The organism is Aureitalea sp. L0-47, from assembly GCF_026126405.1.
GTDB lineage: Bacteria > Bacteroidota > Bacteroidia > Flavobacteriales > Flavobacteriaceae > Pukyongia.
Window position 1 is genome coordinate 1 of sequence record NZ_JAFMTQ010000008.1, and the last position, 24,557, is coordinate 24,557.

At 44.2% G+C, this 24,557-nt stretch carries 17 protein-coding genes; 12 read left to right on the forward strand and 5 right to left on the reverse strand.

Annotated elements, in window-relative coordinates:
* Window positions 1-169 precede the first annotated feature (169 nt).
* The gene (locus tag J1N09_RS09160) at window positions 170-667 is read right to left on the reverse strand and encodes a GTP-binding protein (protein WP_265199862.1); all 498 of its coding nucleotides are present in this window, start codon (window positions 665-667) and stop codon (window positions 170-172) included.
* Window positions 668-776: 109 nt separating this feature from the next.
* On the opposite strand from J1N09_RS09160, the gene der reads away from it, so the two are divergent.
* The 3 genes from der to J1N09_RS09175 all read left to right on the forward strand — a co-directional run bounded on the left by der (window position 777) and on the right by J1N09_RS09175 (window position 7,661).
* Window positions 777-2,081 carry a ribosome biogenesis GTPase Der gene (gene der, locus J1N09_RS09165; protein WP_265199863.1) on the forward strand — a complete coding sequence of 435 codons (1,305 nt, stop codon included), beginning with the start codon at window positions 777-779 and terminating at the stop codon, window positions 2,079-2,081.
* An 840-nt stretch (window positions 2,082-2,921) separates the two neighbouring features.
* On the forward strand, window positions 2,922-6,737 hold the full coding sequence (locus J1N09_RS09170; RefSeq protein ID WP_265199864.1) for a gliding motility-associated C-terminal domain-containing protein: 3,816 nt from the start codon (window positions 2,922-2,924) through the stop codon (window positions 6,735-6,737).
* Window positions 6,738-7,661: a type IX secretion system membrane protein PorP/SprF gene (locus tag J1N09_RS09175; protein WP_265199865.1), complete on the forward strand. Its 924-nt coding sequence runs from the start codon at window positions 6,738-6,740 to the stop codon at window positions 7,659-7,661.
* 531 nt (window positions 7,662-8,192) lie between these two features.
* Here the strand turns inward: J1N09_RS09175 and J1N09_RS09180 are convergent.
* Together J1N09_RS09180 and J1N09_RS09185 are read right to left on the reverse strand one after the other, a co-directional pair.
* Window positions 8,193-8,522, reverse strand: coding sequence for a MerR family transcriptional regulator (locus tag J1N09_RS09180; RefSeq protein WP_265199866.1), 330 nt, complete (start codon window positions 8,520-8,522; stop codon window positions 8,193-8,195).
* Window positions 8,522-9,499, reverse strand: coding sequence for a M23 family metallopeptidase (locus J1N09_RS09185; protein ID WP_265199867.1), 978 nt, complete (start codon window positions 9,497-9,499; stop codon window positions 8,522-8,524). Before J1N09_RS09185 ends, J1N09_RS09180 begins: the two co-directional genes overlap by 1 nt.
* A 121-nt stretch (window positions 9,500-9,620) precedes the next feature.
* On the opposite strand from J1N09_RS09185, the gene alaS reads away from it, so the two are divergent.
* From alaS to J1N09_RS09230, 9 genes are all read left to right on the forward strand, one after another.
* Window positions 9,621-12,233, forward strand: a complete 2,613-nt coding sequence (gene alaS, locus J1N09_RS09190) for an alanine--tRNA ligase (protein ID WP_265199868.1) — start codon at window positions 9,621-9,623, stop codon at window positions 12,231-12,233.
* A 2-nt stretch (window positions 12,234-12,235) separates the two neighbouring features.
* A complete protein-coding gene (locus J1N09_RS09195; RefSeq protein WP_265199869.1) occupies window positions 12,236-13,186 on the forward strand; it encodes a GSCFA domain-containing protein in 951 nt (316 codons plus the stop codon).
* Between the two features lie 79 nt (window positions 13,187-13,265).
* On the forward strand, window positions 13,266-13,805 hold the full coding sequence (locus tag J1N09_RS09200) for a DUF6252 family protein (protein WP_265199870.1): 540 nt from the start codon (window positions 13,266-13,268) through the stop codon (window positions 13,803-13,805).
* A gap of 187 nt (window positions 13,806-13,992) precedes the next feature.
* Window positions 13,993-15,852: a PQQ-like beta-propeller repeat protein gene (locus J1N09_RS09205; protein WP_265199872.1), complete on the forward strand. Its 1,860-nt coding sequence runs from the start codon at window positions 13,993-13,995 to the stop codon at window positions 15,850-15,852.
* Window positions 15,853-16,052: 200 nt separating this feature from the next.
* Entirely contained in the window at window positions 16,053-17,414 is a 1,362-nt protein-coding gene (locus tag J1N09_RS09210) for a hypothetical protein (protein ID WP_265199873.1), read from the forward strand.
* Between the two features lie 35 nt (window positions 17,415-17,449).
* Complete coding sequence (locus tag J1N09_RS09215) at window positions 17,450-19,474, forward strand: sensor histidine kinase (RefSeq protein WP_265199875.1); 2,025 nt, start codon at window positions 17,450-17,452, stop codon at window positions 19,472-19,474.
* A 72-nt stretch (window positions 19,475-19,546) separates the two neighbouring features.
* Entirely contained in the window at window positions 19,547-19,789 is a 243-nt protein-coding gene (locus tag J1N09_RS09220; RefSeq protein WP_265199876.1) for a hypothetical protein, read from the forward strand.
* Entirely contained in the window at window positions 19,782-21,725 is a 1,944-nt protein-coding gene (locus tag J1N09_RS09225) for a sensor histidine kinase (RefSeq protein ID WP_265199877.1), read from the forward strand. The genes J1N09_RS09220 and J1N09_RS09225 overlap by 8 nt, the downstream gene beginning before the upstream one ends.
* A gap of 88 nt (window positions 21,726-21,813) precedes the next feature.
* Window positions 21,814-22,464: a response regulator transcription factor gene (locus tag J1N09_RS09230; RefSeq protein WP_265199879.1), complete on the forward strand. Its 651-nt coding sequence runs from the start codon at window positions 21,814-21,816 to the stop codon at window positions 22,462-22,464.
* A 129-nt stretch (window positions 22,465-22,593) separates the two neighbouring features.
* On the opposite strand, the gene metK is transcribed toward J1N09_RS09230, so the two are convergent.
* Window positions 22,594-23,850, reverse strand: coding sequence for a methionine adenosyltransferase (gene metK, locus J1N09_RS09235; protein WP_265199881.1), 1,257 nt, complete (start codon window positions 23,848-23,850; stop codon window positions 22,594-22,596).
* Window positions 23,851-24,008: 158 nt separating this feature from the next.
* A complete protein-coding gene (locus J1N09_RS09240) occupies window positions 24,009-24,542 on the reverse strand; it encodes a hypothetical protein (protein WP_265199883.1) in 534 nt (177 codons plus the stop codon).
* Window positions 24,543-24,557 lie beyond the last annotated feature (15 nt).

Sequence of the window (24,557 nt, forward strand, 5' to 3'; positions counted from 1 at the left end):
AACTCTACAAATCAACGACTCAACAACTCAACGAATCAACTTTTGTCGGGTGTCGGGTGTACGATGTAAGAAGTTGAAAGTCGGAAGTCGGAAGTGAGCGGTGAGCGGTGAGTAATTCTGCATATACAACTCTACAAATCAACGACTCAACAACTCAACGAATCAACATCTAGTCCAAATCCAGCACATCCTTCATAAACCCGTACAGCTGGTACATTTCTGGCCGTCCCTTGGCTTTTCCCATTCTACCTGCAAAGTATAGTGCGAACCACCCCAGGATCATAAAACACATCAACAATAATTGGACAGCATAAGGCTCGCCCAGGGAAGCCCTGGTATACGCCCAGATCCCAAAACCGATAAAAAGACTGGCAACGGCAAAATGCAGGAACATGAACATGGTCCAAACGGTAGGCTTAGGCCCGAAAACCCCTCTTAAAAACGTTTTACCTTCTTCAAAAGATACAATTTCGAGATCCAATTGTGGCGACCAGTAGTGTTGTTTATTCTTCGGAATTTTCAGAAAAACATGATCGTCCACCCTGGTAATAACGATTTCCGCAGTGGAATTCTTTGCGGCTTCGAAAGCTTGTAATGCCTCTTCACTACTATGTTCCAGTTCCATCCTGAACCGGGGCCGGAGTACTACTTCATTCGATAAAGCCATATTGGTTGATTAGTAGAATTGATTAAAGTATTTAATTTGAAGGAAACTAAAGCTGACATTTATCAGCCTTCGGCCAAAAAGCCCTATTTTTGCCGCAAATTCAAGGAGCATGAGTATTGTAGCCATCGTAGGAAGGCCAAATGTAGGGAAATCCACTTTTTTTAACCGACTCATACAGCGTCGCGAAGCCATCGTAGACGCGGTGAGCGGGGTGACACGTGATCGTCATTATGGAAAAAGCGACTGGAACGGTAAGGAGTTTTCCCTTATCGATACCGGAGGTTATGTGGTGGGTAGCGATGATATCTTCGAGTCCGAGATCGATAAGCAGGTAGAATTGGCAATCGACGAGGCGGATGCCATCATTTTTATGGTGGATGTTGAAACCGGGGTGACCGGTATGGATGAAGATGTAGCTCAATTGCTTCGGAAAAGTCAAAAACCGGTTTTCCTGGCAGTGAATAAAGTGGATAGCGCAAACCGAATGCACGATGCGGTGGAGTTCTATTCCCTTGGCTTCGAAAAATACTATCCTATTTCTGGGATCAATGGCAGCGGAAGTGGGGACCTTTTAGATGATCTTGTTGAAGTACTACCCGAAACCGAAGATCGAGAAGAGGACGAGCTGCCCAGGTTTGCAGTGGTAGGGCGGCCCAACGCTGGAAAGTCCTCCTTTATCAATGCGCTCATTGGAAAAGATCGATTTGTGGTGACCGACATCGCAGGGACTACGCGAGACAGTATCGATACCAAATACAATCGCTTTGGTTTCGAATTCAACCTTGTGGATACGGCCGGTATTCGAAGAAAGAGCAAAGTAAAAGAAGACCTGGAATTCTATTCGGTGATGCGTTCGGTGAGAGCCATAGAGCACTGCGATGTGGTCTTGCTGGTTTTCGACGCGACTCGGGGCTTCGACGGACAGGTTCAGAATATATTCTGGTTGGCTGAACGAAACAATAAGGGAGTAGTGATCCTGGTGAATAAATGGGACCTGGTTGAAGGCAAGGATAACAAGACTACCAAGGATTTCGAGGCTTACATCCGAAAGCAATGTGAACCTTTTACTGATGTTCCTATTGTATTTATCTCTGCCCTCACAAAACAACGTATTTACAAGGCGATTGAGACCGCGGTGGATGTTTACAAGAACAGAAGCAAGCGCATTAAGACTTCAAAGTTGAACGATGTGATGCTGCCTATCATCCAAATTAAACCACCTCCTGCTACCAAGGGGAAATATGTAAAGATCAAGTTCATTACACAATTACCCACACCTTATCCATCTTTTGCCTTCTTTGCCAATCTTCCGCAGTATGTGAAAGATCCTTATAAGCGATTTTTGGAGAACCAGTTGCGGGACAACTTCGATTTTACAGGTGTGCCTGTTACTATCTATATTCGTAAGAAATAGGTCATTCCAGGACCGCTTCCGATAGCTTCATAGGAACTATCTCTTTTATCCTTTTTTGTTGTTCTTCGGCTAAGAATTTATTTTAAAGGATAGTACTGCGATGGCAAAAAGGAGCAGGAGAATCGACTTGGTTTTCAAAAGGAAGTGTTAAAGTTTCAAGGTTTTGTCTCCGTACAATATACTAAACAAATAAGGCGCCATAAAATATTTTCACGCTCCGAAACGATTCAACGGAAAATGGATTCTGATATCGCTCTTGTATGATGAATTTAAATCTTTTTGCCGGACAAATGGAAGCATGAGACGATGATAAATATTTAACAAAATGTTGGGTTCTAAGCCCGAAAATGAAGCTACTTTAGTAGTCATAAATCGATTTTCAATTTACTTTTTATTGAAGTTAAACTCCCCACGTTCGCTTCATGATTGGCATTACAAACCGGACCTAACTCTTCCTTACCGATAATTTTTAAGCTCCGGAATCATTTTGCCGAAAAAAAAAACAGAAAAGTACTGAAAGTCAAGCCGTTCTTAAAGTTGAATCAACACGCCACTAACAATCGCCTATTGTGGCTCTAATTTGTAGGATTCAACTGACTTTTTGTTAAAACGGCGACTTGAATGTTAAAATAAAATGCATTTAGACGAATAAATATGCGTTTTAACGATAAAATATTATATAATTGTAGTAAACAAACCGAAAAGCCCCTGTGATCGTGCCCCTTGTCGCCAACTAACTTTGCAACTATTTTTCGGAATACGTTCCTCGAGAACGAATTCAGATTGCTTAGAACCTCACTTCCGACAACACCACAGGCTTTACAATGACGAATCAACTTCATGAAACAGTTGTGGTTCTATATCGTACTTATATCCCTGGGATTCGTGCCTTCCACCAATGCACAGATACAGGAACCGTTTTCCATACGCTTTAGTCAGTCGCTCAATGGCGACTTCACCACGATTGCTAATAATATGGTGGGAAGACATCCCACAAATCCCTATAACGGTAACGGTAATAATCACGACTTCAACAATAACGTTTATGTCGACATAGACGGTGATCCGAATACGTTCAACTCCAGTTCGGCGAATTTTGTAGATCCAAGTATCAACGGTGCATGTATCAATATTTTCAGAGCCTACCTATACTGGGCGGCTGTAGACGTTGAGCAACCCGGTGGAGGGGATAATCAGCCCAATTGGAATTTCGATGATGTCATGATGATGATGCCGGGTGAAACTACCTACACCACCTATACGGCAGATGATGTGATCTTCCGGGGAAGAGATACCCACTTCAGTAATGATCCTTACATCTGTGTGAAAGATATCACCACCGAAGTAACTGCGTTAACGAATAAGTTTGGAGATTACCAGGTAGCCAATGTAGAAGCGGCCATAGGTTCCGTGGCACACGACCCGTTAGTGGGTACTACCGGAGGATGGCAGATCGTATTCATCTATGAGAGTCAGAGTTTACCGGCAAAGAACATCACCCTGTTCGATGGTTATGCTCACGTAACCAACATCATTAACGATATTGATATTAATTTCAGCGGATTTCAAACCACCCCGGCCGGAAATGTGAATGCTAATATGCTCATTGGTGGACTGGAAGGTGATAGGGGTCTGAATGGTGACCGACTTCGCATTCAGGATGTGTCTAACAACTTTGTAGATATTACTGCTCCTCAGCGTGCGGCAAATAACTTTTTCAATAGTAGAATTACCGATGCCACCGGAGACTTTGTGAATCGTGTTCCAGCCAGTACAAATACCCTCGGCTTTGATGCAGCGGCCTTTCCGCTTGATAATCCGGGTAACTCAGTAATTACGAACAATCAAACCAGTGCAACGGTGCGAATCTCTTCCCAGAATGAAGTGTATGGCTTATACCTTCTGGGACTTGCCGTTGAAGTCTATAGCCCGAGTTTAGATCCCTTAGTGATCACGCAAACCTCAGGAACCAACCCTGCCAATCCAGGGGACATTCTGGGTTTCAATTTTACCTTTGAAAACACTGGGAACGACAATGCGATAAATACCAATTTATCTACCGTGATCCCTCCCCAGGCAACTTTACTTAACATTACCAACCTGCCTCCCGGTGTTACCTATACCTATAACGCAGCTACAGGTGACTTGAATTTCGTCGTAGCCAATGGCTTTCTGGACGTAGGAGATCCACCTATTACTATCCCCATGGAACTACAGGTGAATGACGAATGTTACTTCCTGGAAGACGATTGTACCCTTTCCTTCGACCTGCAATTCACTGCAACCTACGAAGGCGCACAGTTTCCGGGTGTGATCAATACGGTAAGTACTGCAGATCCAACCTCTTGTACTGCTACCCCATATACAATAGACGTAAATCAGCCAGTCGTTAACTGGCTTACTGCACCAGGTGCACTTGATGTAAACCTGGATTGCGACGATACCACCGGCCTGGCCCAGGCGCAGAACCTGGAACCGGTACCGGACAAATGTACTTTTACACTGAACAAGACATCGGGACCTTTTGTGCCTGGTAGCTGCCCAAACACCGGAACCTATACAAATACATGGAACTTTACCGACGCCTGTGGTGTGACTATCGCAGATTATGTTCAGGTGATTTCCATAACCGACACCCAGGATCCAATAGGCTCAAATCCATCGCCGATCAATGTTCAATGTGTAAGCGAGATACCCGCTCCGGACCCGACAGTGGTAACAGATGAAGCCGATAATTGTTCAGTGCCAACCGTGGTGTTTGTGAGCGATGTTTCAGATAACCAAACCTGTCCTGAAACTATTACTCGAACCTACAGTGTGACCGACGCCTGTGGCAATTCGATCAATGTCACCCAGCAGATCATTATCCAGGATGATATTTCACCTACCGCCAGTAACCCGGCTCCATTAAATGTGAGTTGTATTTCTGAAGTACCAGCAGCCGATCCGGCCGTTGTAACGGATGAAGCCGATAATTGCGGAACCCCTACAGTAGCTTTCGTTTCTGAGGTGTCCGATAACCAGACCTGCCCCGAAACTATCACAAGAACTTATAGCGTAACTGATACCTGCGGAAATTCGATCGATGTCACCCAGCAGATCATTATCCAGGATGATATTTCACCTACCGCCAGTAACCCGGCCCCATTATATGTGAGTTGTATTTCTGAAGTACCTCCAGCCGATCCGGCCGTTGTAACAGACGCAGCCGACAATTGCGGAACTCCAACCGTAACTTTTGTTTCTGACGTGTCGGATAATCAGACCTGTCCTGAAACTATTACACGCACCTATAGCGTAACCGATGTCTGTGGAAATTCAATCGTTGTTACCCAGCAGATCATTATACAGGATGATATCGCACCAACCGCCAGCAACCCGGCTTCACTGAATGTCCAGTGTATTGACGATGTTCCTTCGCCCGATCCTTCGGTAGTTACTGATGCAGGTGATAACTGCGGAACTCCGGAGGTTGCCTTTGTTTCAGATGTTTCCGATAACCAGACCTGTCCTGAAACGATTAGCAGAACTTACAGCGTAACTGATAGTTGTGGGAATTCCATCGAGGTGGTACAACAGATCATCATTCAGGATGATATCCCGCCAACTGCAAGTAACCCGCAACCCATGATGCTGGAATGCGACGGTTCTGTTCCGCCACCAGACACATCGGTTGTTATCGATGCAAGTGATAACTGTGGTTCAACTATAGTGGAATTTGTTTCTGATGTTTCAGACAATGGTTCCTGCCCCGAAACCATCACACGTACCTATAGTGTAACGGATGCTTGTGGAAATACAATTTTCGTAGAGCAGTCATTAATTATTCAGGATACAACAGCACCTCAGTTGGTAACTAACCTTCAGCCGGAGATCAATTTGAGTTGCCAAGAACTACCTGAAGTACCTGAGCTGGTTTTCAGTGATAATTGTACAGCGAATCCAACAGTAGACTATTCCGAGGAAATGGTCGAACTGAACGATATCGATTATAACATTATAAGAAACTGGGTTGTTACGGACGATTGTAACAATCAAAGTACCTATGAACAGATCCTGTTGATTCGTCCGGAAGTTGAATTCGATGAGGTTTCATTCGAGATCTGCCCGACAGACGACCCGATAAACCTGGAAACCCTGATCGATAATACTTCCAACCTGGATGGCACCTGGGATAGCGAATATCTCGACCAGTTGGAAGGAACTATCTTCGATCCGTCAACCTTCGATCCCGGTGTTTTCAGTTTCAACTACACATTCATGGAAAACGAATGTGAGTGGTCAACAGTGATCGAAGTATCCATTAGTGAATCCTGTACCAATTTCCCATGTATAGCATCCAAGGACGATGTGCGTATTTCCAAGTTGGTATCGGCAAACAACGACGGCTTCAACGATTTCTTCGAAGTGAATTTCGACCTCGACCCAAACAGCAATGAACCTTGTGATATCGTGGTGGAAGTGGAGATCTTCAATCGTTGGGGGGCACGAGTGTATAAAGACGATAATTATCAGAACGACTGGTACGGCGTTTCACCTTCAGGATCCTTTGGAGATGCGACACTGCTGCCAACCGGAACCTATTACTATGTAGTAACCCTTAGAAACAGTGGTTTCGACCCAATCCAGGGCTTTATACTACTTGGAACAGAATAAATGAGAGTATTGAAAAACATAGTATTCGTGATGTTGGCGTTGATAACGCTACAGCAGGCCTATGGGCAGCAGACGCCTCAATTCTCTCAGTATATGTACAATACCATCTCCATTAACCCGGCCTACGCCGGTTCTAAAGAGGTCCTGGTGGTTAACCTGCTGAACAGGAACCAATGGATGGGTGTAGACGGAGCTCCTGTCACCCAAACACTTTCCGCGCACAGTGGAATTCCCGGGTCGAACCTGGGAGTGGGATTGTCTATCGTCAACGACAAACTAGGTTTTGAACGCACCACCTATATCTACTCGGATGTTTCCTATAAACTGAATCTCGATCACTACGACGAGTACAAACTAACCTTCGGAATCAAGGCTGGTTTCAGAAAATACAGCCTGGATGAAGAACTATTGAACGATCCTGGTTCGATGAATGATCCTTTCCTGATGAATGCCGATTTCAACTGGGATCCGAATGTGGGTGTTGGTGTTTACTTCCGAGGAGAATCTTTCTATTTAGGTGTTTCGGCACCACGATTACTCACCTACCGGGGAAGTTCAGAATACTTTTCACTGGAACGTATTGCCTATTACGTGAATGGAGGTTATGTGATGGATCTCAACCCAAACCTCGTCTTCAAACCAGCATTCATCGTCAAGTATACCAATGGAGCGCCTATCTCATTCGATATGTCTGCTATGTTCCTGATCAATGAAAATTTCTGGTTAGGCGGTTCGTATCGATTTAATGATTCCTTCGGTGCCCTGGTGAATTTCAAGGTTGCAAGAGGAGTAAATGTGGGTTATGCCTACGATTATGTGACTTCAGGATTGAATACCGCGACCTGGGGATCTCACGAATTGATGCTGAATTTCGAATTCCTGTGGCCGAAGCCACGGTGTAAGTGTAAGGATCTTTATAACTAGATATAAGGGATCCCACAGTCGGGGTATTAAAAGATCAAAATACAAACTACAAATATCAAAGAGTTCCAAAAATCAAACTCAAAATCATTGGTCCTTGTAAGTTGTGATTTATTTGAGTTTTGAGAATTGGAATTTGTGATTTCCCAAAAGGGATTATTCGCATAATTCCGAAATGATCAAATAAACGAACCAACGAATAAATTGATCGATGTTCATGTTGAAAGTGGGAAGTGTCACCTCGAGCGCCCGCCTGAACGGAACGGGCAGGCAGTCGAGAGGTCTCATCTCTTGCCAAGTGTTAGATTTTTCTGTCAGAAGTCAGAAGTCAGAAGTCAGAAGTCAGAAGACGGAAGTCGGTCGTCAGAGGTTTTTTCCAACATTCTAAGATTCCAAGAGCGTAGCGATACTAAGAACGAAGTGATACGAATATACTGATGTGGGTTGTCAGTTGTCGGTTGTCAGTTGTCGGTTGTCGGTTGTCGGAAGTGTATTACTACGAATAAACAACTCAACGCATCAACAAATCACCCTTCAGAGCTGCTCCTTGATCTTCAGTAGTTCCGCTTTAACCGTCTCCAGTTTACGAATGATCACAAAGTTGTCCATGGTTGGTTTCTTGTTTTCTTTGAGATGTATTTTGGCTCCTTCAAGTGTGAAACCTCGTTCTTTCACAAGATGGTAGATGAGTTCGAGATTTTTAATATCCTCCGGGGTAAACTTTCTATTCCCCTTGGCATTCTTTTTAGGCTGTAGAATATCAAATTCCTTTTCCCAGAAACGGAGTAGCGAAGTATTAACGTCGAATGCCCTGGCGACCTCGCCTATACCGTAGTATCGTTTTTCGGGCAATTCAACATGCATTAGTCAAGTGATTGGTTTTCCTGTTTGGACAATTCAAGCATCTTGGCAAATTCCTCCGGAGTTAGGTTTCCGTAGTAGAAATTGATCGGATTGATTCGCTCTCCATCCTTAAATATCTCATAGTGCAGGTGAGGGGCTTCACTCCGTCCCGTACTTCCCACAAAACCAATAAGGTCTCCACGCTTCACGCGCTGTCCTTTCCTAATATTGTAGTTGTATAAGTGGGCATACAGACTTTCGTAACCGTATCCATGGTCGATGCGAATATGCTTTCCATAACCTGCAGCCGTGTTGTCTGCCCTGCTCACCACTCCGTCACCCGATGCATAGATCGGTGTACCACGACGAGCGGTAAAATCCATTCCCCAGTGGAATTTCCTGGCCTTTGTAAACGGATCGGTTCTGTATCCAAAACCTGAAGCCATTCGGGTTAGGTCTTCGTTACGCACAGGCTGAATAGCCGGAATTGCTGATAAAAGCTCTTCTTTTTCTTCCGCCATTTTCGCGATCTCGTCCAGGGATCGAGATTGAACAACGATCTGTTTTGTAAGTATGTCCAGTCTGCGATTGGAAGCAATAATGAGTTTCGAATTATCGAATCCTTCAAGCTCCTTGTAGCGGTTTATCCCTCCAAAACCAGCTTTGCGCTGCTCGTCCGGGATAGGGTTGGCTTCGAAATAGACTCGGTAAAGATTATTATCGCGTTCAGCCATATCGGAAAGAACTATTTCGGCCTGGTCCATCTTTTTATTCAGTAGTTCGTACTGAAGTTCCAGGTTAGCCAATTCGCGTTTCAGCTCTTTCTCCTTGGGAGTTTGGATATAAGGTAAGTTGATGTATACAAGCAACAAGAGGAATCCACTTAAGAACATCCCCAATAAGCTCAAAAGAAAAATACCGATCTTGCGCCCCTTTTTTCCCTCTATTTTCCGGTACGACAGGGTTTCGCTATCGTAGTAATATTTTACCTTAGACATACGTTAAAAAAACTTATTTTTGCTCGTTGAAGGGTAGTGCTAACTTTTACCTAACGCTCTGCAAATATAGAAATTGTTTTGCGGATATCATTTATATACAGTTCCGTACAAATTAAGGCATATGAAATCACGGGAAATCCGTTCCAAATTCTTGGAATTCTTCGAATCGAAATCACACGAGATCGTTCCTTCAGCACCTATGGTTATCAAGGACGATCCCACACTTATGTTTACGAATGCGGGTATGAACCAGTTCAAGGAGTATTTCTTGGGTAACAGCATACCTAAAAGTGAACGAGTGGCCGATACTCAGAAATGTCTTCGTGTAAGCGGAAAGCACAACGACCTTGAAGAAGTTGGGATGGATACTTACCATCACACCATGTTCGAAATGCTGGGTAACTGGAGTTTTGGTAACTATTTCAAGAAAGAAGCTATCGAATGGGCCTGGGAATTGCTTACAGATGTCTTCGGAATTGATAAGGACATTTTATACGTAACCATTTTCGAAGGAGACGAAGGAGAGGGACTGGAACGCGACCAGGATGCCTACGATTTCTGGAAGCAGTACATTCCTGAAGATCGTATACTGAATGGCTCTAAACACGACAATTTTTGGGAGATGGGCGATCAGGGTCCTTGTGGTCCCTGTAGTGAGATCCACGTGGATATTCGTTCCGCAGAGGACAGGGCGAAACTTTCCGGTGCCGAACTGGTGAATCAGGACCACCCGCAGGTGGTTGAGATCTGGAACCTGGTTTTTATGCAGTACAACCGAAAGGCGGACAGCAGCCTGGAGAAATTACCCGCACAACATGTGGATACAGGAATGGGCTTCGAGCGCCTTTGCATGGTACTCCAGGGGAAACAAAGTAACTACGACACTGATGTTTTTACTCCACTCATCCGCGAGATCGAAACCATCACTTCCGTGAAATACGGAATTGATGAGAAGAAAGATATAGCCATCCGAGTGATCGCCGATCACGTGCGCGCCGTGGCATTTTCAATTGCCGATGGCCAACTGCCATCCAATACGGGAGCCGGTTATGTGATACGGAGGATTTTGAGAAGGGCCATACGATATGGTTTTACCTTTCTCGATAAAAAAGAACCATTCATTTTCCAGCTTACGGATACTCTTGTGAAGCAGATGGGGAATGCCTTCCCGGAACTTGTAAGCGAGAAGAACCTTATCATCAATGTGATCCGGGAAGAGGAACAATCTTTCCTACGCACCCTGGACCAGGGTCTGGTGCTGTTGGAAAACATCATCGGAAATGCCGGTTCCAATGAAATATCCGGGCAAAAAGTATTCGAGCTTTACGACACCTATGGATTCCCGAAAGACCTTACCGGTCTAATCCTCAGGGAACGGGGCTTAAGTTTTAATGAAGAAGAATTCGAAAGTGAACTTCAGAAACAAAAAGAACGATCCAGGGCAGCAGGGAAAGTGGAAACCGGAGATTGGGTAGTACTCTCAGACGATTCTGAAGAGGAATTCATTGGCTATGATGCACTGGAAGCACAGGTTCGGATTACGAAGTACAGAAGAACCGAGAGTCAGAAGGAAGGAGAACTATACCAACTGGTTTTCAATTTAACTCCTTTCTATCCAGAAGGCGGAGGGCAGGTAGGTGATAAAGGATACCTCGAAGCTGCCAATGGCGAAGTAGTATATGTAGTGGATACCAAGAAGGAGAATAACCTTATCATCCACTTCGTAAAGAATTTACCACGTGATCCTAAGGGTAGCTTCAAAGCGGTTGTTGATGCCAAACAACGCTCCAGAACCGCTTCGAACCACTCTGCAACGCATCTCTTGCACCAGGCGCTGCGGAACATACTTGGCGAGCACGTAGCTCAGAAAGGATCCATGGTTCACAGCAGGTACCTGCGTTTCGACTTTTCTCATTTTAGTAAGATGACCGATGAAGAACTAAGACAGGTGGAGGATTTTGTAAATGCGCGCATTCGTGAGGGTATTGAGTTGGAAGAGCGCAGGAACATTCCTTATCAAAAAGCAATAGACGAAGGAGCTCTGGCATTATTCGGGGAGAAATACGGTGATACGGTACGTGCGATCAAATTTGGTGATTCCATGGAATTGTGCGGAGGGACGCATGTGAAAAACACAGGTGATGTTTGGCATTTTATCATAACTTCGGAAAGTGCGGTAGCGGCAGGTGTTCGCAGGATCGAAGCCATTACTGGTGATGCAGCGAAGAACTATTTTGTGGATAGGAGCGAAGCTTTCAAGAAAGTTCAGAAGGTGTTGAACAATACCAAAGACCCCCTTGCAGCGATCGAGAAGATACAGGAAGAGAATTCCGCACTTCAGAAACAAATACAACTACTGCTTAAAGACAAAGCGAAGGACTTAAAAGGCGATCTGAAAAATGACCTGCAAGAGGTAAACGGAGTTAATTTTGTCACTCGACAAGTGGAACTCGATGCCGGCGGAATGAAAGATCTAGCCTTCGAACTGGGTGGTGAAACGGATAATTTGTTCCTGTTACTCGCATCCGAAACTAACGGAAAAGCCTTGCTGGCTTGTTATATTTCCAAGGACCTGGTTGAGTCCAAAGACCTGAACGCCGGGACTATTGTTCGGGAACTCGGGAAACACATCCAGGGAGGTGGAGGAGGACAGCCCTTCTTTGCTACAGCCGGTGGGAAGAACCCGGCCGGTATCGCGGAAGCCCTTTCGGCAGCGCGCTCGTATCTGGAATAGATATGAAACTTCAAACCCAAATACCGTTTTCTTCGGAAGCGAACCAGATCGATTATCAATCGAAAACCATACTGTTAGGTAGTTGTTTTACCGAACATATTGGTGCAAAGCTGGATTACTTCAAATTTCAGAACGTTCAGAATCCATTTGGGATCATCTTTCATCCGATTGCTTTGGAACGATTGATCGCCAGGGCGATTCAGAATAAAACCTTTGTAGAAAAAGACATCTTCGAACGAGACGGTAACTGGCACTGCCTGGAGGTTCATTCCTTGCTGAGTCATGTGGACAAGCAAGAATACATTCAGCTACTGAATGACACCCTGGACAAGTTGCGAAGCTACCTGGAAAGCGCCTCGCATCTATTGATCACCTTCGGAACGGTATGGGGATATCGATATGTAGAAACGGACGCCGTGGTTGCCAATTGCCATAAGATCCCGCAATCTGAATTCAGGAAAGAGCTGCTGTCCGTTTCCGAAGTAACCACCACCTGCCAAAACATAGTACAGATGGTAAGTGAGTTCAATGCTGAAGTTCAAATTGTGTTCACGGTATCTCCTGTGCGACATCTCAAAGACGGGTTTATAGAAAATATGCGATCCAAAGCTCATCTTATCTCGGGAATTCATCGGCTGATCGATACCATGGATAAGGGTACTGCTTATTTCCCCTCCTATGAGCTTATGATGGACGAATTGCGTGATTATCGTTTTTATTCTGAAGATATGCTGCATCCCAACCAAACCGCGATCGAAGTGATATGGGATCGTTTTTCCAAGGTGTGGATCCATTCTTCCACCGAAGTTATACGTAAGGAGATCGCAAAAATACAATCCGGGTTGTCACATCGACCATTCCATCCTGAAAGCCCATCTCACAAGGCGTTCGAGGAACAACTTCAGCAAAAAATAGAGCAATTACAGGCTCGTTATCCGCACATTAGGTTCTGATTATACGTCAATTGCCTTATTGAGTGGCGTTGGGTATTAGGGCATCTTTGTCCTGTTCAATTACTAAAACCCAACAATTATGAAAACTCTAAAAACATCAATCTACTATATGTTCCTGTGTCTGTCACTGGTGCTAACAGCATGTAGTTCGGACGATGACAATGCAAACAACAATCAGCAAAATAACGGAAGTGGTGAATTATTCACTGCCAAGATCGATGGAACCGACTTCGCCGCTTCCATGGATCCAGCTACTTTGATCGGCGGTACAAAATCCACGGCCAACGGCATGACAGTGGTTAGCGGGCAAGGAAGTACAAATAGCGGAGATTTTATCAATTTCAATATTATCGGTTACAACGGACCTGGCACTTACAAGACAGGAGACAATCTAACCAATCCCAATGCGCTTCAGTACGGCGAACTAGCTGGTCAATCCGCCAATGTATGGGCGTCAAACCTTGCAACTTCTGCTGCCGGGATCGCACCAGGAACCATCGAGATCACTGTGGACGCCGATGGAAAGATAGAAGGTACTTTCTCTTTTGAAGGTTACAACGCCCAGGATATGACATCCAAGATGATCACCCAGGGTCAGTTTAAATTCTCGATCGACTAATCATTATATTATTTGAAGGAAATCTCAGTGTTGAGGTTTTTACGTGGAACCGGTAGCAATGCTTCGTGCAGTGCTTCCGGTTTTTTTTGTGTTTAAAAGGCGGTAGACAAACAGAATAGGGCAATTGCCCTATTGAATGGCGTAGGCTATTAATTCATCTTTGAATAACAAATTAAAAACCACGATTATGAAACTTTCAATCGAGATTAAGAAACTTGCCGGGCTACTGTTCTTTTTAAGTACTATTGCCATGGCACAAAGGGCGGAAGCCCCTGATTTTCGCTACGATGTTGGCGGGAAGATTAACGATATGACCCTCACGCAGGGTGGCACCATGGTTGTGGCTACCAATGACGGATTGGTAGGTATCAAGCCGGGAAACAACGATTTACTATTTAATTTCCAGGATTACGGCCGGGTAAAACCCGAAGAACTCTTCTTCGTTCCAAATGCGCCCTACCTGGTTGTGGGTCAAACCGGTTTTGGTGCCATGACCACCAAAAAAGCGGTGATCGATTATATGTCCGGGAAGAAACTCTTCAGTACGGAGGACAACGGATGGAAAATGGTCTGGACCTGTGATGTGATGATGCCGGAAAATAAATTGGTGGTAAGCGGTCAGCGCAGGGCTGCCGATAAATATGCCAATGCTGTAGCTATTTACAACCTCGATTCAGGTGAGCAGGAGCACTATTTTACAATGAAAGGTTCCGAAACGGTGAGTGGAAGGCCCTTGTTGCTGAAAGACGGCCTTATTCTTCCAACCACGAAAACCCTTAAAAAGATAAGCATGAGTGGTGGTGGTATCGATTGGTCGATCAAGGTAGATGATATCAAGTGGATGGTTGCAGACGAGACCGAAAAGGAGATCTATGGATTCGAGATATCTGCCAATGGTTCGAACACCAAGGTACACAAAATAGGAAGCAATGGAAGCCTGCTTTGGGGTGACCCTCATAAGGTGAAAGGTCATGTAGTGAATTTCGAAATCCTGCCACAGGGTCTGGCGATTGTTAGTAATGTGGATAATTCCGGAAAATCGGGACTAGCGAAACTGGCCAGCGCCAAGGCGGAGTCGAAGATCGGTTTCTTAAGTGCGGCAAACGGAGAGGATCTATGGGAAAAGGCGCCTAAAACCAAGGGATATGTGCAGCATTTTTACATCATGGAGGATGGTATTCTATTCGGAATTTATGAAGGAGGGATCAACAAGATCTCCTTCGACGGGAAGACCTTGTTCAAAAAGCCACTGAAAACCGGCGAGAATATACTTACCATGGCACAAACCGACCAGGGGTTGATCTATATCACTTCAGAAGATGCCAACATTGTAAATCTTGAAACAGGAGACCCGATATGGAAGAAACCATTGAAATATAAGCGAGCCGATGCTGTGGCTTCGGCTTATGACGAAAAGAATGGACGCTACCTCATTAGTGCTGATGAAGACTTGTTCAGTGTTGATGCCGCTAATGGAGATGTTTCCACTTTAGCAGAATCCAAATTCGACGGAAAAGAAAGCCCAACCGATGTAGAAGTACGAAACGGAGGAATACTGCTAACCAGTGATCAGAATATGATGCTGCTGGACTGGGGAGGAACCACAAACTGGCATGAGTATCACAGGGCGCCCGGTAAGAGTGCTGTTGGAGCGATCCTAATGGGGCTTACTGCAGTAGCAACCGCCGCAACCGCAACAGCTGCCTATGCCGAAGCAAATGCCAACAGGAACCGTCTGGGATATTATACCTCAAAAGGAGAAGCCTACGCCGATCTTGGTGACGGTATGGCTATGGCGACCGGAGCGTCGGTAGCCGAGATGTTACGCCGATTTAAAGCTACATCGGCCACTGAGAATGCACAATTCGTTTTAACCAAACTAGACGAAGGGGTAGGTCTGGTGAAACTCAATAAAGATACCGGGGCCGTCGAAAAAGAGATCGTCCTTAAGGACAAAAAACCAGAGTACAAAGTGGATGATTTCGGAGGGATCTTGTATTACAAAGCCGATAATAACTCCATCTTCGCTTACGATCTTAAGAAGTAACTAACTAACCAGGTTACACCGTTTGCAAATATTGAGGAGTGTTTGCAACACACTGAACCCCATCTTGTATGGGGTTTTTTGTTCTTGGTGAACTAAGGCAGTTGCCTTATTTTACATTATGAACAATTTTCGGTACTTTGGATATCACTAAAGACCAATCAATTATGAGATCTTGTTTTAGCAACTTGCTATTCGCAATAATGCTTTGTCCAATTTTGTATTTACAGGGGCAGGTTCAGCAACCTAAATCGACAACCACAAAGGTTCTATCCTGGAAGAAGACAACCGATTCCACCTATACACTCTTTGATGCCAAGGGTAAACAGATTCGAAACGCGAAAGAACTCAACAGACTGAGAACCGATACCTTGAGTTACCTTGATCAGGATTCACGAATCTTATATCTATTGCCCGATTGTGTGGATGCCGATGTGGGAAGCAGCGGAAAGCTGTCAGTTCTCAAGCGTAACATCGGTAAGGATTTTTATATCACGAATGAAAAATCATTCGCAACCTACATTGATGATGAAAGTTACAATGGGGAGTTTGTGAATATGGATGGGAACTATATCTACTATATTGAGGAGTTTGACAAAACATTCTTTCATAAGGACATTCGGAAATTTCCAAGCTGGGGTGCCAGAAACCTTGAAGAATTACCAAAATCTCCTGACAATGCCTACTGGTATAGAAATTCGGAAACAAAGAATTATTGGGTCATAGTAAAAGGAGATCATTTAGATTACGATGTAACCAGAGCTCGAAGAAATGGTGATGATGTGATCATTCTTATAGATGATAAGCCCACCTATAATTTACCGGGCTATTACACCATGGCTTCCTACGTGGTGAAACCTGTGGAACTTTACGAAGGTAATACGGAAGAGCCGGCCAAAACAGGTTGTGTTTATGGTAACTGTGACTACGGATGGGGAAAGTGGCAATACGATGATGGAAATTATTACGATGGATTTTGGTCCAACGGTCTTAAGAATGGTTACGGTCTTTACTCATGGAAGGGCATTGGCCAGTATATTGGGAACTGGGAGAACGACGGTATGAATGGATACGGAGCGTATCTGCCAGACAACGACAACGATATGGTTGGACAGTTTCGCAATGGCGAATTGGACGGTCTTGGATATGAGATAACAGATGATGTCTGGCGAAGAGGAGTTTTTGTAAATGGTGTACTTTCTGAAGAGTTTACTTATGCCCGAAACGAAGGTGAACTTGGATGTACATCGGGTGATTGCCAGGACAAATACGGTTCGTACTGGCTCGAAAATGGGGACAACTTCATTGGATTTTTCAAAAACGGAAAGATGCACCAGGGATCGTATAAATTCGCGAACGGAGACCGATACGTGGGTATGTTCAATGAAAAAGAAGAGTTTCACGGAATGGGTCGTTACTTTTTTGAATCTGGTGCATATTACGGCGGTGAGTGGAAAAACGGCAAATATCACGGAAGAGGCTATTACGAAGATGTCGATGAGACGCCGCAGATAGGCGAATGGACCGAGGGTGTTCTCACCAAAGTCTATAAAACATCGAATTGATCATCATGTTCTATCATCCATCTTAGATAGCAAGAATGAAACGGATTTTATTCCTCATTGTACTAAGTTTTCCTTCACTTCTTATTTCCCAGAAAGAAGTAAGTATTGACAGCGTTTTACTATTCGCCACAAGGAATTACACGGCACAACCGGATAGTGCTCAGTACTATTTACATAAAGGCATTCAATTAGCCGAGGCGATCGATGATGATTACCAGAAAGGACTATTTCTAACCAAATTAATTCAGCAAAAAACAAGAATTCGCGATTACGACAGTGCTCGCTTCTATTTTAGAAAAGCGCATAGGTTCCTTAGAGAAGCCGGTCAGGATATTTTGTTACCCGATAGCCATAGTGAGATCGCCGAAACTTATTACTACATGGAAAAGATGGATTCGGCCTTGTATCATTTCAAGCAGGCAGATTCCCTCTACGCAAAGGATGGTGATAGTATTGGAGTGCTAATTTCTAAGAATAATGTGGCTAACGTCTACCAGATCCTGGGTAACTATGAAGGAGCTATTGAGAACATGCTCCAGGCGATCAAGAATGTGGATACTACCCAATATCTCTATATCAAGGTTCAGTTGTATTTGAATGTTTCTGAATTGTACCAGCAAATTGAAGAACCATCGCTCGCCAGGCATTATGCGAAAAAGTCGCTCGACCTTTCCCTTACAAATACCAACTACCCGGACGATATGGTAATGGCTTATATCAAATTGGCCGGTTATGCAACGGAAGACAAGGAGTATGAAAAAGCCAGTGAGTACAATCAATTGGCGCAGGGTGTGGTAGATGATTACAATCTGGATATGATCCAGTTCCAGGTTTCCAAGTCGAACGCGAATCTCTTAATTGCGGAAGAAAGTTACGAGGAGGCAATTTTGGAGATCAACCAGGCACTAAAAATAGCCGAGCAGGCAAAGCGCAATGACTTTGAGGTGTTTTCTCTCCGTAAGAACCTGGGAATTTGCTATGCAAAGACCAACAAACCGCAACAAGCAATCTCATTGCTGAACGAGGTGTTGGACAATACCATTGAAGACGGGCGTCTCGACGATATCAGTTCGGTCTATTTCAGTCTTTCCGAAGCACATGAAAGTTTGGGAGATTACCGAGCAGCCATAGACAATTACAAAATGTATCGTACGTACAACGACAGCATCCTGGGGAAAGATAAGCAGGTGGCTATTCGCGATGCCATGGTGAAATATGAAACCGAACGCAAGGAAAGAGACCTGGCTGAAACCAGGGCTGATCTGGCTGAGAAAGAGCTGGAAGTACGTAACAAGAACATGCTTATTTTCGGTGGGTTCGGACTGGCCATCCTACTTGGCCTGCTAGGTTACCTGTTCTACAACCAGCAAAAGCTCAAGAACCGGCAGTTAAAGAAAGAAGCCGAATTACAAACTGCCTTGGCCAGGATAGAAACTCAGAATCAACTTCAGGAGCAACGTTTGAGGATCTCAAGGGATCTGCATGATAACATCGGTTCTCAACTCACCTTTATTATTTCATCGGTGGATAATTTGAAGTTCGGACTAAAGGACGGTTCAACGGCTGTAACCGATAAACTTGGTGGCATTAGCAGGTTTGCTTCGGAAACTATTTACGAGCTCAGGGATACTATTTGGGCGATGAATAAGAATAGTATCACTTTCGAGGACCTCCAGGTGAGGATTTCAAATTTTATTGAAAAAGCCAGGGAAAGTAGTTCTAATATTGAGTTCGATTTTAGTATTTCTGAAGAAATTCCGAAGGACCATAAGTTTACGTCCATTGTGGGAATGAACCTGTACCGTATCATACAGGAAGCCGTGAACAATGCCCTGAAGTATTCCGAAGGAACCTTGATTCGGGTTAAGATCTCGGGTGACCCATCGGCGATTAAAATCGAGATATCCGATGACGGAAAAGGATTTGATCCGGCTGCGATCTCAATGGGCAATGGTATCAGGAATATGCGGAAACGAGCCCAGGATATCAAGGCGAAGATCAACATTACGAGTGATGACAACGAAGGCACTAAAGTGAAGCTAGTGTTGGCTTCAGAATAAAAAATAAGGCGATTGCCCTATGGAATAGTCGGGGTAATAATCCTACTTTTATCTGAATAACTATTAATAACCATGACGGATATTATTGTTTGTGTTTTTATATGTATTGTAGCCGCTGTATTGCTCCTGCATTATCGTAATGTTCGAAGGATCACCACAGAACACAATAACGAAATGACATATATGAACAATGAATATGAAAAGAATCGTAGTCAAATGGTGAAGAGAGAATCCGGGCTCAATGGTTATGACTTTCTCAAATATAATTTACAACAATCGCTTATTGTTCAACCGGGTATTTCAATCAATGTTTAAACATATCAAGCTCCTCGTTTTAATCTGCTGTACAAGTTCTGTATTTGCCCAGGATCCTATTGACAGTCTGCGGAACGTTGCTGGGGACCAAACAGGGATCGAATTGGTAAAAACCTTCAACGAGCTGTCCTGGCACTACAAGAACAGGGACCTGGACAGTGCCGATTATTTTGCCAATAACGCTATCATCGAAGCTGAAAAATTAAAGGACGATAGATCGATTGCTTCCGCTTTCAACAGTAAGGCCAGTGTTTTTGAAGCCAGGGGAGTGCTGGACAGCGCAAAATTGTATCACGAGAGAGGCCTTGAGCTTAAAATTGCAATACAAGACAGCTTAGGAATGGCCGATTCCTTCAACAACCTCGGGATCATCTATGATGAAAAAGGCGATTATTCCGAAGCAATTTCGCACTACTTCCAGGCACTGGAGATATACGAAGAAAAAGCAACTGAATTCGACAAAGTACCTATGGTGCTGGTCAATATTGGGATAGTCTACAAAAAACAGAAAGAGTTCGACAAGGTCCTTGAATATTACGAAAGAGCGCTTGAGATCTACAGGGAGAACGACTCGGACTTTGGTATTACCATTACCACGGGAAATATAGGTTCGGTGCTATTGAATCTGAAGGAATTTGAGGAATCCATTCGGTATTCTGAAGAAGCCATGCAAGGATATAAGAACTTGGGCTACGATCGATACGTCCCCTATATGCTGATCAATATGGCCGTTGCCAGGGACAGTCTGAGTGACTACACCAAGGCGAAACAATTGTACGATCAATCTGTTTCATTGTTTGAGCAGGACAATAATCTGTACGAGTTATCGAATGCCAGGATCGGCTTGGGATCCTTAATGACAAAACAGGGAGATGTTTCGGGAGGAATTACGGTTCTAAACGAGGCTCTGCAAATGGCCGAAGCCAATGGTTTCATGGAATTTCGTGTCAAAGCCCTGAAAGAACTATCAAAAGCTGAAGCTCAACGTGGCAACTACCGGGCAGCCCACGATTTTTCCAGTCGCTACGCCAGGGGTATAGATAGTCTGTTTTCCAAAGAGAAAACCGAGGCCATTGTTGAAATGGAAGCCAAATACGAGACCGAAAAGAAGGAAAAAGAGATCATGACCCAACGTGCTGAACTGGCCGAGAAGGAACTGGAAGTGAAGAGAAAGAACAATATGATCTTTGGGGGATTTGGATTGGCTTTTGTACTGGCATTGATAGGTTATTTACTCTACCAACAGCAAAAATTGAAAAACCGACAGCTCAGGAAAGAAGGTGAATTGAAGGCGGCACTTGCAAAGATCGAAACTCAAAACCAACTCCAGGAACAGCGACTCCGTATATCGAGGGATCTGCATGACAATATCGGCGCCCAGCTCACTTTTATCATTTCAAGCCTGGATAACCTGAAATATGGATTCAAGAACATGAGCGAAGGACTGGAATCCAGGCTACAAGGAATAAGCGGCTTCACGAGTCAGACCATTTATGAACTACGGGATACCATTTGGGCAATGAACAAGAACGGTATTAGCCTGGAAGACCTGCAGGCGAGAATAACGAATTTCATCGATAAGGCACAGTGGGCAAATAAGGATACCAGCTTTCAATTTTTTATTTCAGAAGGACTCCAAAAAGACGAAACTTTTACATCCACAAAGGGGATGAATATCTACCGCATCATACAGGAAGGGGTGAACAATGCGATGAAGTATTCAGAAGCTAACGAAATCAATGTTCGGATCGATGCGGAGGATTCCAATTGTACCGTCCTCATCGAGGATAACGGTATCGGTTTTAATATGAATGACATAGAAACGGGCAATGGGCTTAATAATATGAAGAAAAGAGCTTCCGATATTGGCGGAGTCCTTGAAATAAAGTCCAAAGACAAAGAGGGAACACGTTTACAACTGCGTTTTCCTTGCTAATTCAAATTGTGATGTAGAATAAGGCAGCTGCCTTATGTTCGGTTAAAAATAAACGCTGTAGATTTATACTGATGCAAAACTTGAGAAAATGAATCTAAAGGTAGCCATAGTAGACGATAACAGTTTCCTTATCCACGCGATAAAGGAAAAGCTGTCTTTCTTTGAAGACATTACAGTTAAGGCTACTGCATTGAACGGAAGTGAGTTGTTGGAAAGGCTTGAAGAAAGTCGCAACGTGGACGTTATCCTAATGGATATTGAAATGCCGGTTCTGAATGGAATTGAAGCTACCCAGGTAGTGAAACAAAAGTATCCGCAGATCAAGATCATCATGCTCACAGCCTTCGACAATGATGAAAATATCTTTAGCGCGATCAAAGCCGGGGCCGATGGTTACCTGCTGAAGGAGATCAATCCGGACGACCTCTACAACGGGATCAAGGAGACTATGAATGGCGGAGCAGCCATGAATCCTTCCATTGCACTTAAGACATTGAAGTTACTTCGGAATCCAATAGATATCGATAACCCGAGAGACCAGGAAGAGATCTCACTTTCGAAACGAGAAGTAGAGGTTTTAGAGCAATTGAGTAAAGGTCTTAGCTATACCTTGATAGCAGACAATCTTTTCTTATCGCCCAGTACGGTTAGGAAACATATCGAGAATATCTACAAGAAATTACAGGTGCACAGCAAGATCGAGGCAGTCCAGAAGGCGAAAAGGCATAATATTATTTAGAAGTCGGAAGTCGGAAGTCGGAAGTCAGAAGTTAAAAGTCGGAAGTCGGAAGTCGGATGTAAGTTTTGTTGTGTTCAACAACAAACAACAAACAACAAACAACAAACAATGAACATCGAACACTAAACCCTAAACCCCAAAAGCTTCTTTTACCTTATCTACGTAGTCCAGTTTCTCCCAGGTAAATAGTTCAACAGCCAGAGTAGTTTCGGTGTTGTCCGGAGTTTTGAAGGTTTTGTGAACGATCTCGTTCTTTCTTCCCATGTGTCCGTACGCCGCAGTTTCTGAATACATCGGTTGTCGGAGTTTCAGTCGCTCTTCAATGGCAGAAGGCCTCATATCAAAAATATCATTGATCTTGGCAGCGATCTCACCGTCTGTCATATCCACTTTTGAAGTTCCGTAGGTATCTACAAAGATTCCCATGGGTTCTACCACTCCAATTGCGTAAGAGACCTGAACCAGTATCTCATCACAAACGCCTGCAGCTACCATGTTCTTGGCGATATGCCTGGTGGCGTAAGCCGCCGAACGGTCTACCTTACTTGGGTCCTTTCCACTGAAGGCACCACCACCGTGGGCTCCCTTACCACCATAGGTATCAACGATGATCTTTCTTCCCGTAAGTCCGGTATCTCCGTGGGGGCCACCGATAACGAATTTCCCCGTTGGGTTTATGTGATACTTTATGTTGCCATTGAACAATGCCTGTATTTCAGGCTTGAGTTGTGATTTTACTCTTGGGATCAATATGCTGATGATGTCGTTCTTGATCTTGGCAAGCATACGATCTTCATCCGCGTCGAAGTCGTCATGCTGAGTGGAAACAACAATAGCATCAATTCGTGTCGGTTTGTTGTCGTCATTGTACTCAATGGTCACCTGGGCTTTTGAGTCGGGACGCAGATAGGAAATCTCATCGTTTTCCCGTCGCAGGTTGGCTAGTTCCTTCAATATTTTGTGCGAAAGGTCCAAAGCCAACGGCATATAGTCATCTGTCTCCCGAGTTGCATAACCGAACATCATACCCTGGTCACCGGCACCTTGTTCCTCTTTGGTTGCGCGGTCTACTCCGCGGTTGATGTCTTCAGATTGCTCGTGTATGGCCGATAGCACTCCACAGGAGTTTCCGTCGAACTGGTACTCACCTTTGGTGTAACCAATTCGGTTGATCACATCCCTGGCAATTTTCTGAACATCGAGGTAGATATTGGACTTCACTTCACCAGCCAAAACAACCTGTCCCGTGGTCACTAAGGTTTCACAGGCTACTTTCGACTGAGGGTCGAAGGCTAAGAAGTTGTCGATCAAAGCGTCGCTGATCTGGTCTGCGACTTTATCCGGGTGTCCTTCAGAAACACTTTCCGAAGTAAATAAATACGGCATATGCTAAGCTATAATTAAAAATTTTGTTCGGGGAAGATTTGACGTAACCTGTGAAGGAAGTTTGCACTGCCTTTAGCATTTTTTATCGAGGTTGCAATCAGTCAAATCTCTCCTCTTCGAGCGCACAAATGTACATAAATCCGCAATATTTAAAAAGTTTATTGCTTTTTTAAAACAGCCCGCTGAACTGTGGAAATTGGATAGGAAATCACCTTTGTTTTCTCCTCGTTATCCGCTTGGGAAACCCTCCTTTTCTCCATGTTGGCGGCTGTGATCTCGAAAACCATGTGATCTTCCTGAAAGGTCATAAATGTAGTGAGTAGCGTTCCCTGTACTTCGAAAAGTGAATACAGCCTGTTGCCCTGTACTTTGTCGTCTAGAATAATACCATTGTTTTCGTCTACAACGTAGTTACCTTTTTCGGCATCCTCGGCCAATAAAGTATACTTGCGTTCCTGCCGCATATCTCCTTCGCCGTAGACAAGTGTGTAGTGATATTTTCCGATGGTGTCTGTGGGTTTCAGGTGAAATTCCATTGGGACCTCCTGCGAACCTCTTTCTGCTTCGATTTCAAGTGTGCCCTTATAAACCCCGAAATAGTCTTCCGGGAAGCTTAGTTCGGATTCTGTTTGGGCATTGATTCCGAAGGAACATAAAAAGGGAAAAAACAGCAGAAAAGAAAGGATTTTCATAGTGAGTGATTAAAT

Excerpts from the sequence above, each read along its gene's own strand:
- J1N09_RS09160 (WP_265199862.1), bottom strand. The coding sequence starts at position 667 with ATGGCTTTATCGAATGAAGTAGTACTCCGGCCCCGGTTCAGGATGGAA.
- der (WP_265199863.1), top strand. The coding sequence starts at position 777 with ATGAGTATTGTAGCCATCGTAGGAAGGCCAAATGTAGGGAAATCCACT.
- J1N09_RS09170 (WP_265199864.1), top strand. The coding sequence starts at position 2,922 with ATGAAACAGTTGTGGTTCTATATCGTACTTATATCCCTGGGATTCGTG.
- J1N09_RS09175 (WP_265199865.1), top strand. The coding sequence starts at position 6,738 with ATGAGAGTATTGAAAAACATAGTATTCGTGATGTTGGCGTTGATAACG.
- J1N09_RS09180 (WP_265199866.1), bottom strand. The coding sequence starts at position 8,522 with ATGCATGTTGAATTGCCCGAAAAACGATACTACGGTATAGGCGAGGTC.
- J1N09_RS09185 (WP_265199867.1), bottom strand. The coding sequence starts at position 9,499 with ATGTCTAAGGTAAAATATTACTACGATAGCGAAACCCTGTCGTACCGG.
- alaS (WP_265199868.1), top strand. The coding sequence starts at position 9,621 with ATGAAATCACGGGAAATCCGTTCCAAATTCTTGGAATTCTTCGAATCG.
- J1N09_RS09195 (WP_265199869.1), top strand. The coding sequence starts at position 12,236 with ATGAAACTTCAAACCCAAATACCGTTTTCTTCGGAAGCGAACCAGATC.
- J1N09_RS09200 (WP_265199870.1), top strand. The coding sequence starts at position 13,266 with ATGAAAACTCTAAAAACATCAATCTACTATATGTTCCTGTGTCTGTCA.
- J1N09_RS09205 (WP_265199872.1), top strand. The coding sequence starts at position 13,993 with ATGAAACTTTCAATCGAGATTAAGAAACTTGCCGGGCTACTGTTCTTT.
- J1N09_RS09210 (WP_265199873.1), top strand. The coding sequence starts at position 16,053 with ATGCTTTGTCCAATTTTGTATTTACAGGGGCAGGTTCAGCAACCTAAA.
- J1N09_RS09215 (WP_265199875.1), top strand. The coding sequence starts at position 17,450 with ATGAAACGGATTTTATTCCTCATTGTACTAAGTTTTCCTTCACTTCTT.
- J1N09_RS09220 (WP_265199876.1), top strand. The coding sequence starts at position 19,547 with ATGACGGATATTATTGTTTGTGTTTTTATATGTATTGTAGCCGCTGTA.
- J1N09_RS09225 (WP_265199877.1), top strand. The coding sequence starts at position 19,782 with ATGTTTAAACATATCAAGCTCCTCGTTTTAATCTGCTGTACAAGTTCT.
- J1N09_RS09230 (WP_265199879.1), top strand. The coding sequence starts at position 21,814 with ATGAATCTAAAGGTAGCCATAGTAGACGATAACAGTTTCCTTATCCAC.
- metK (WP_265199881.1), bottom strand. The coding sequence starts at position 23,850 with ATGCCGTATTTATTTACTTCGGAAAGTGTTTCTGAAGGACACCCGGAT.
- J1N09_RS09240 (WP_265199883.1), bottom strand. The coding sequence starts at position 24,542 with ATGAAAATCCTTTCTTTTCTGCTGTTTTTTCCCTTTTTATGTTCCTTC.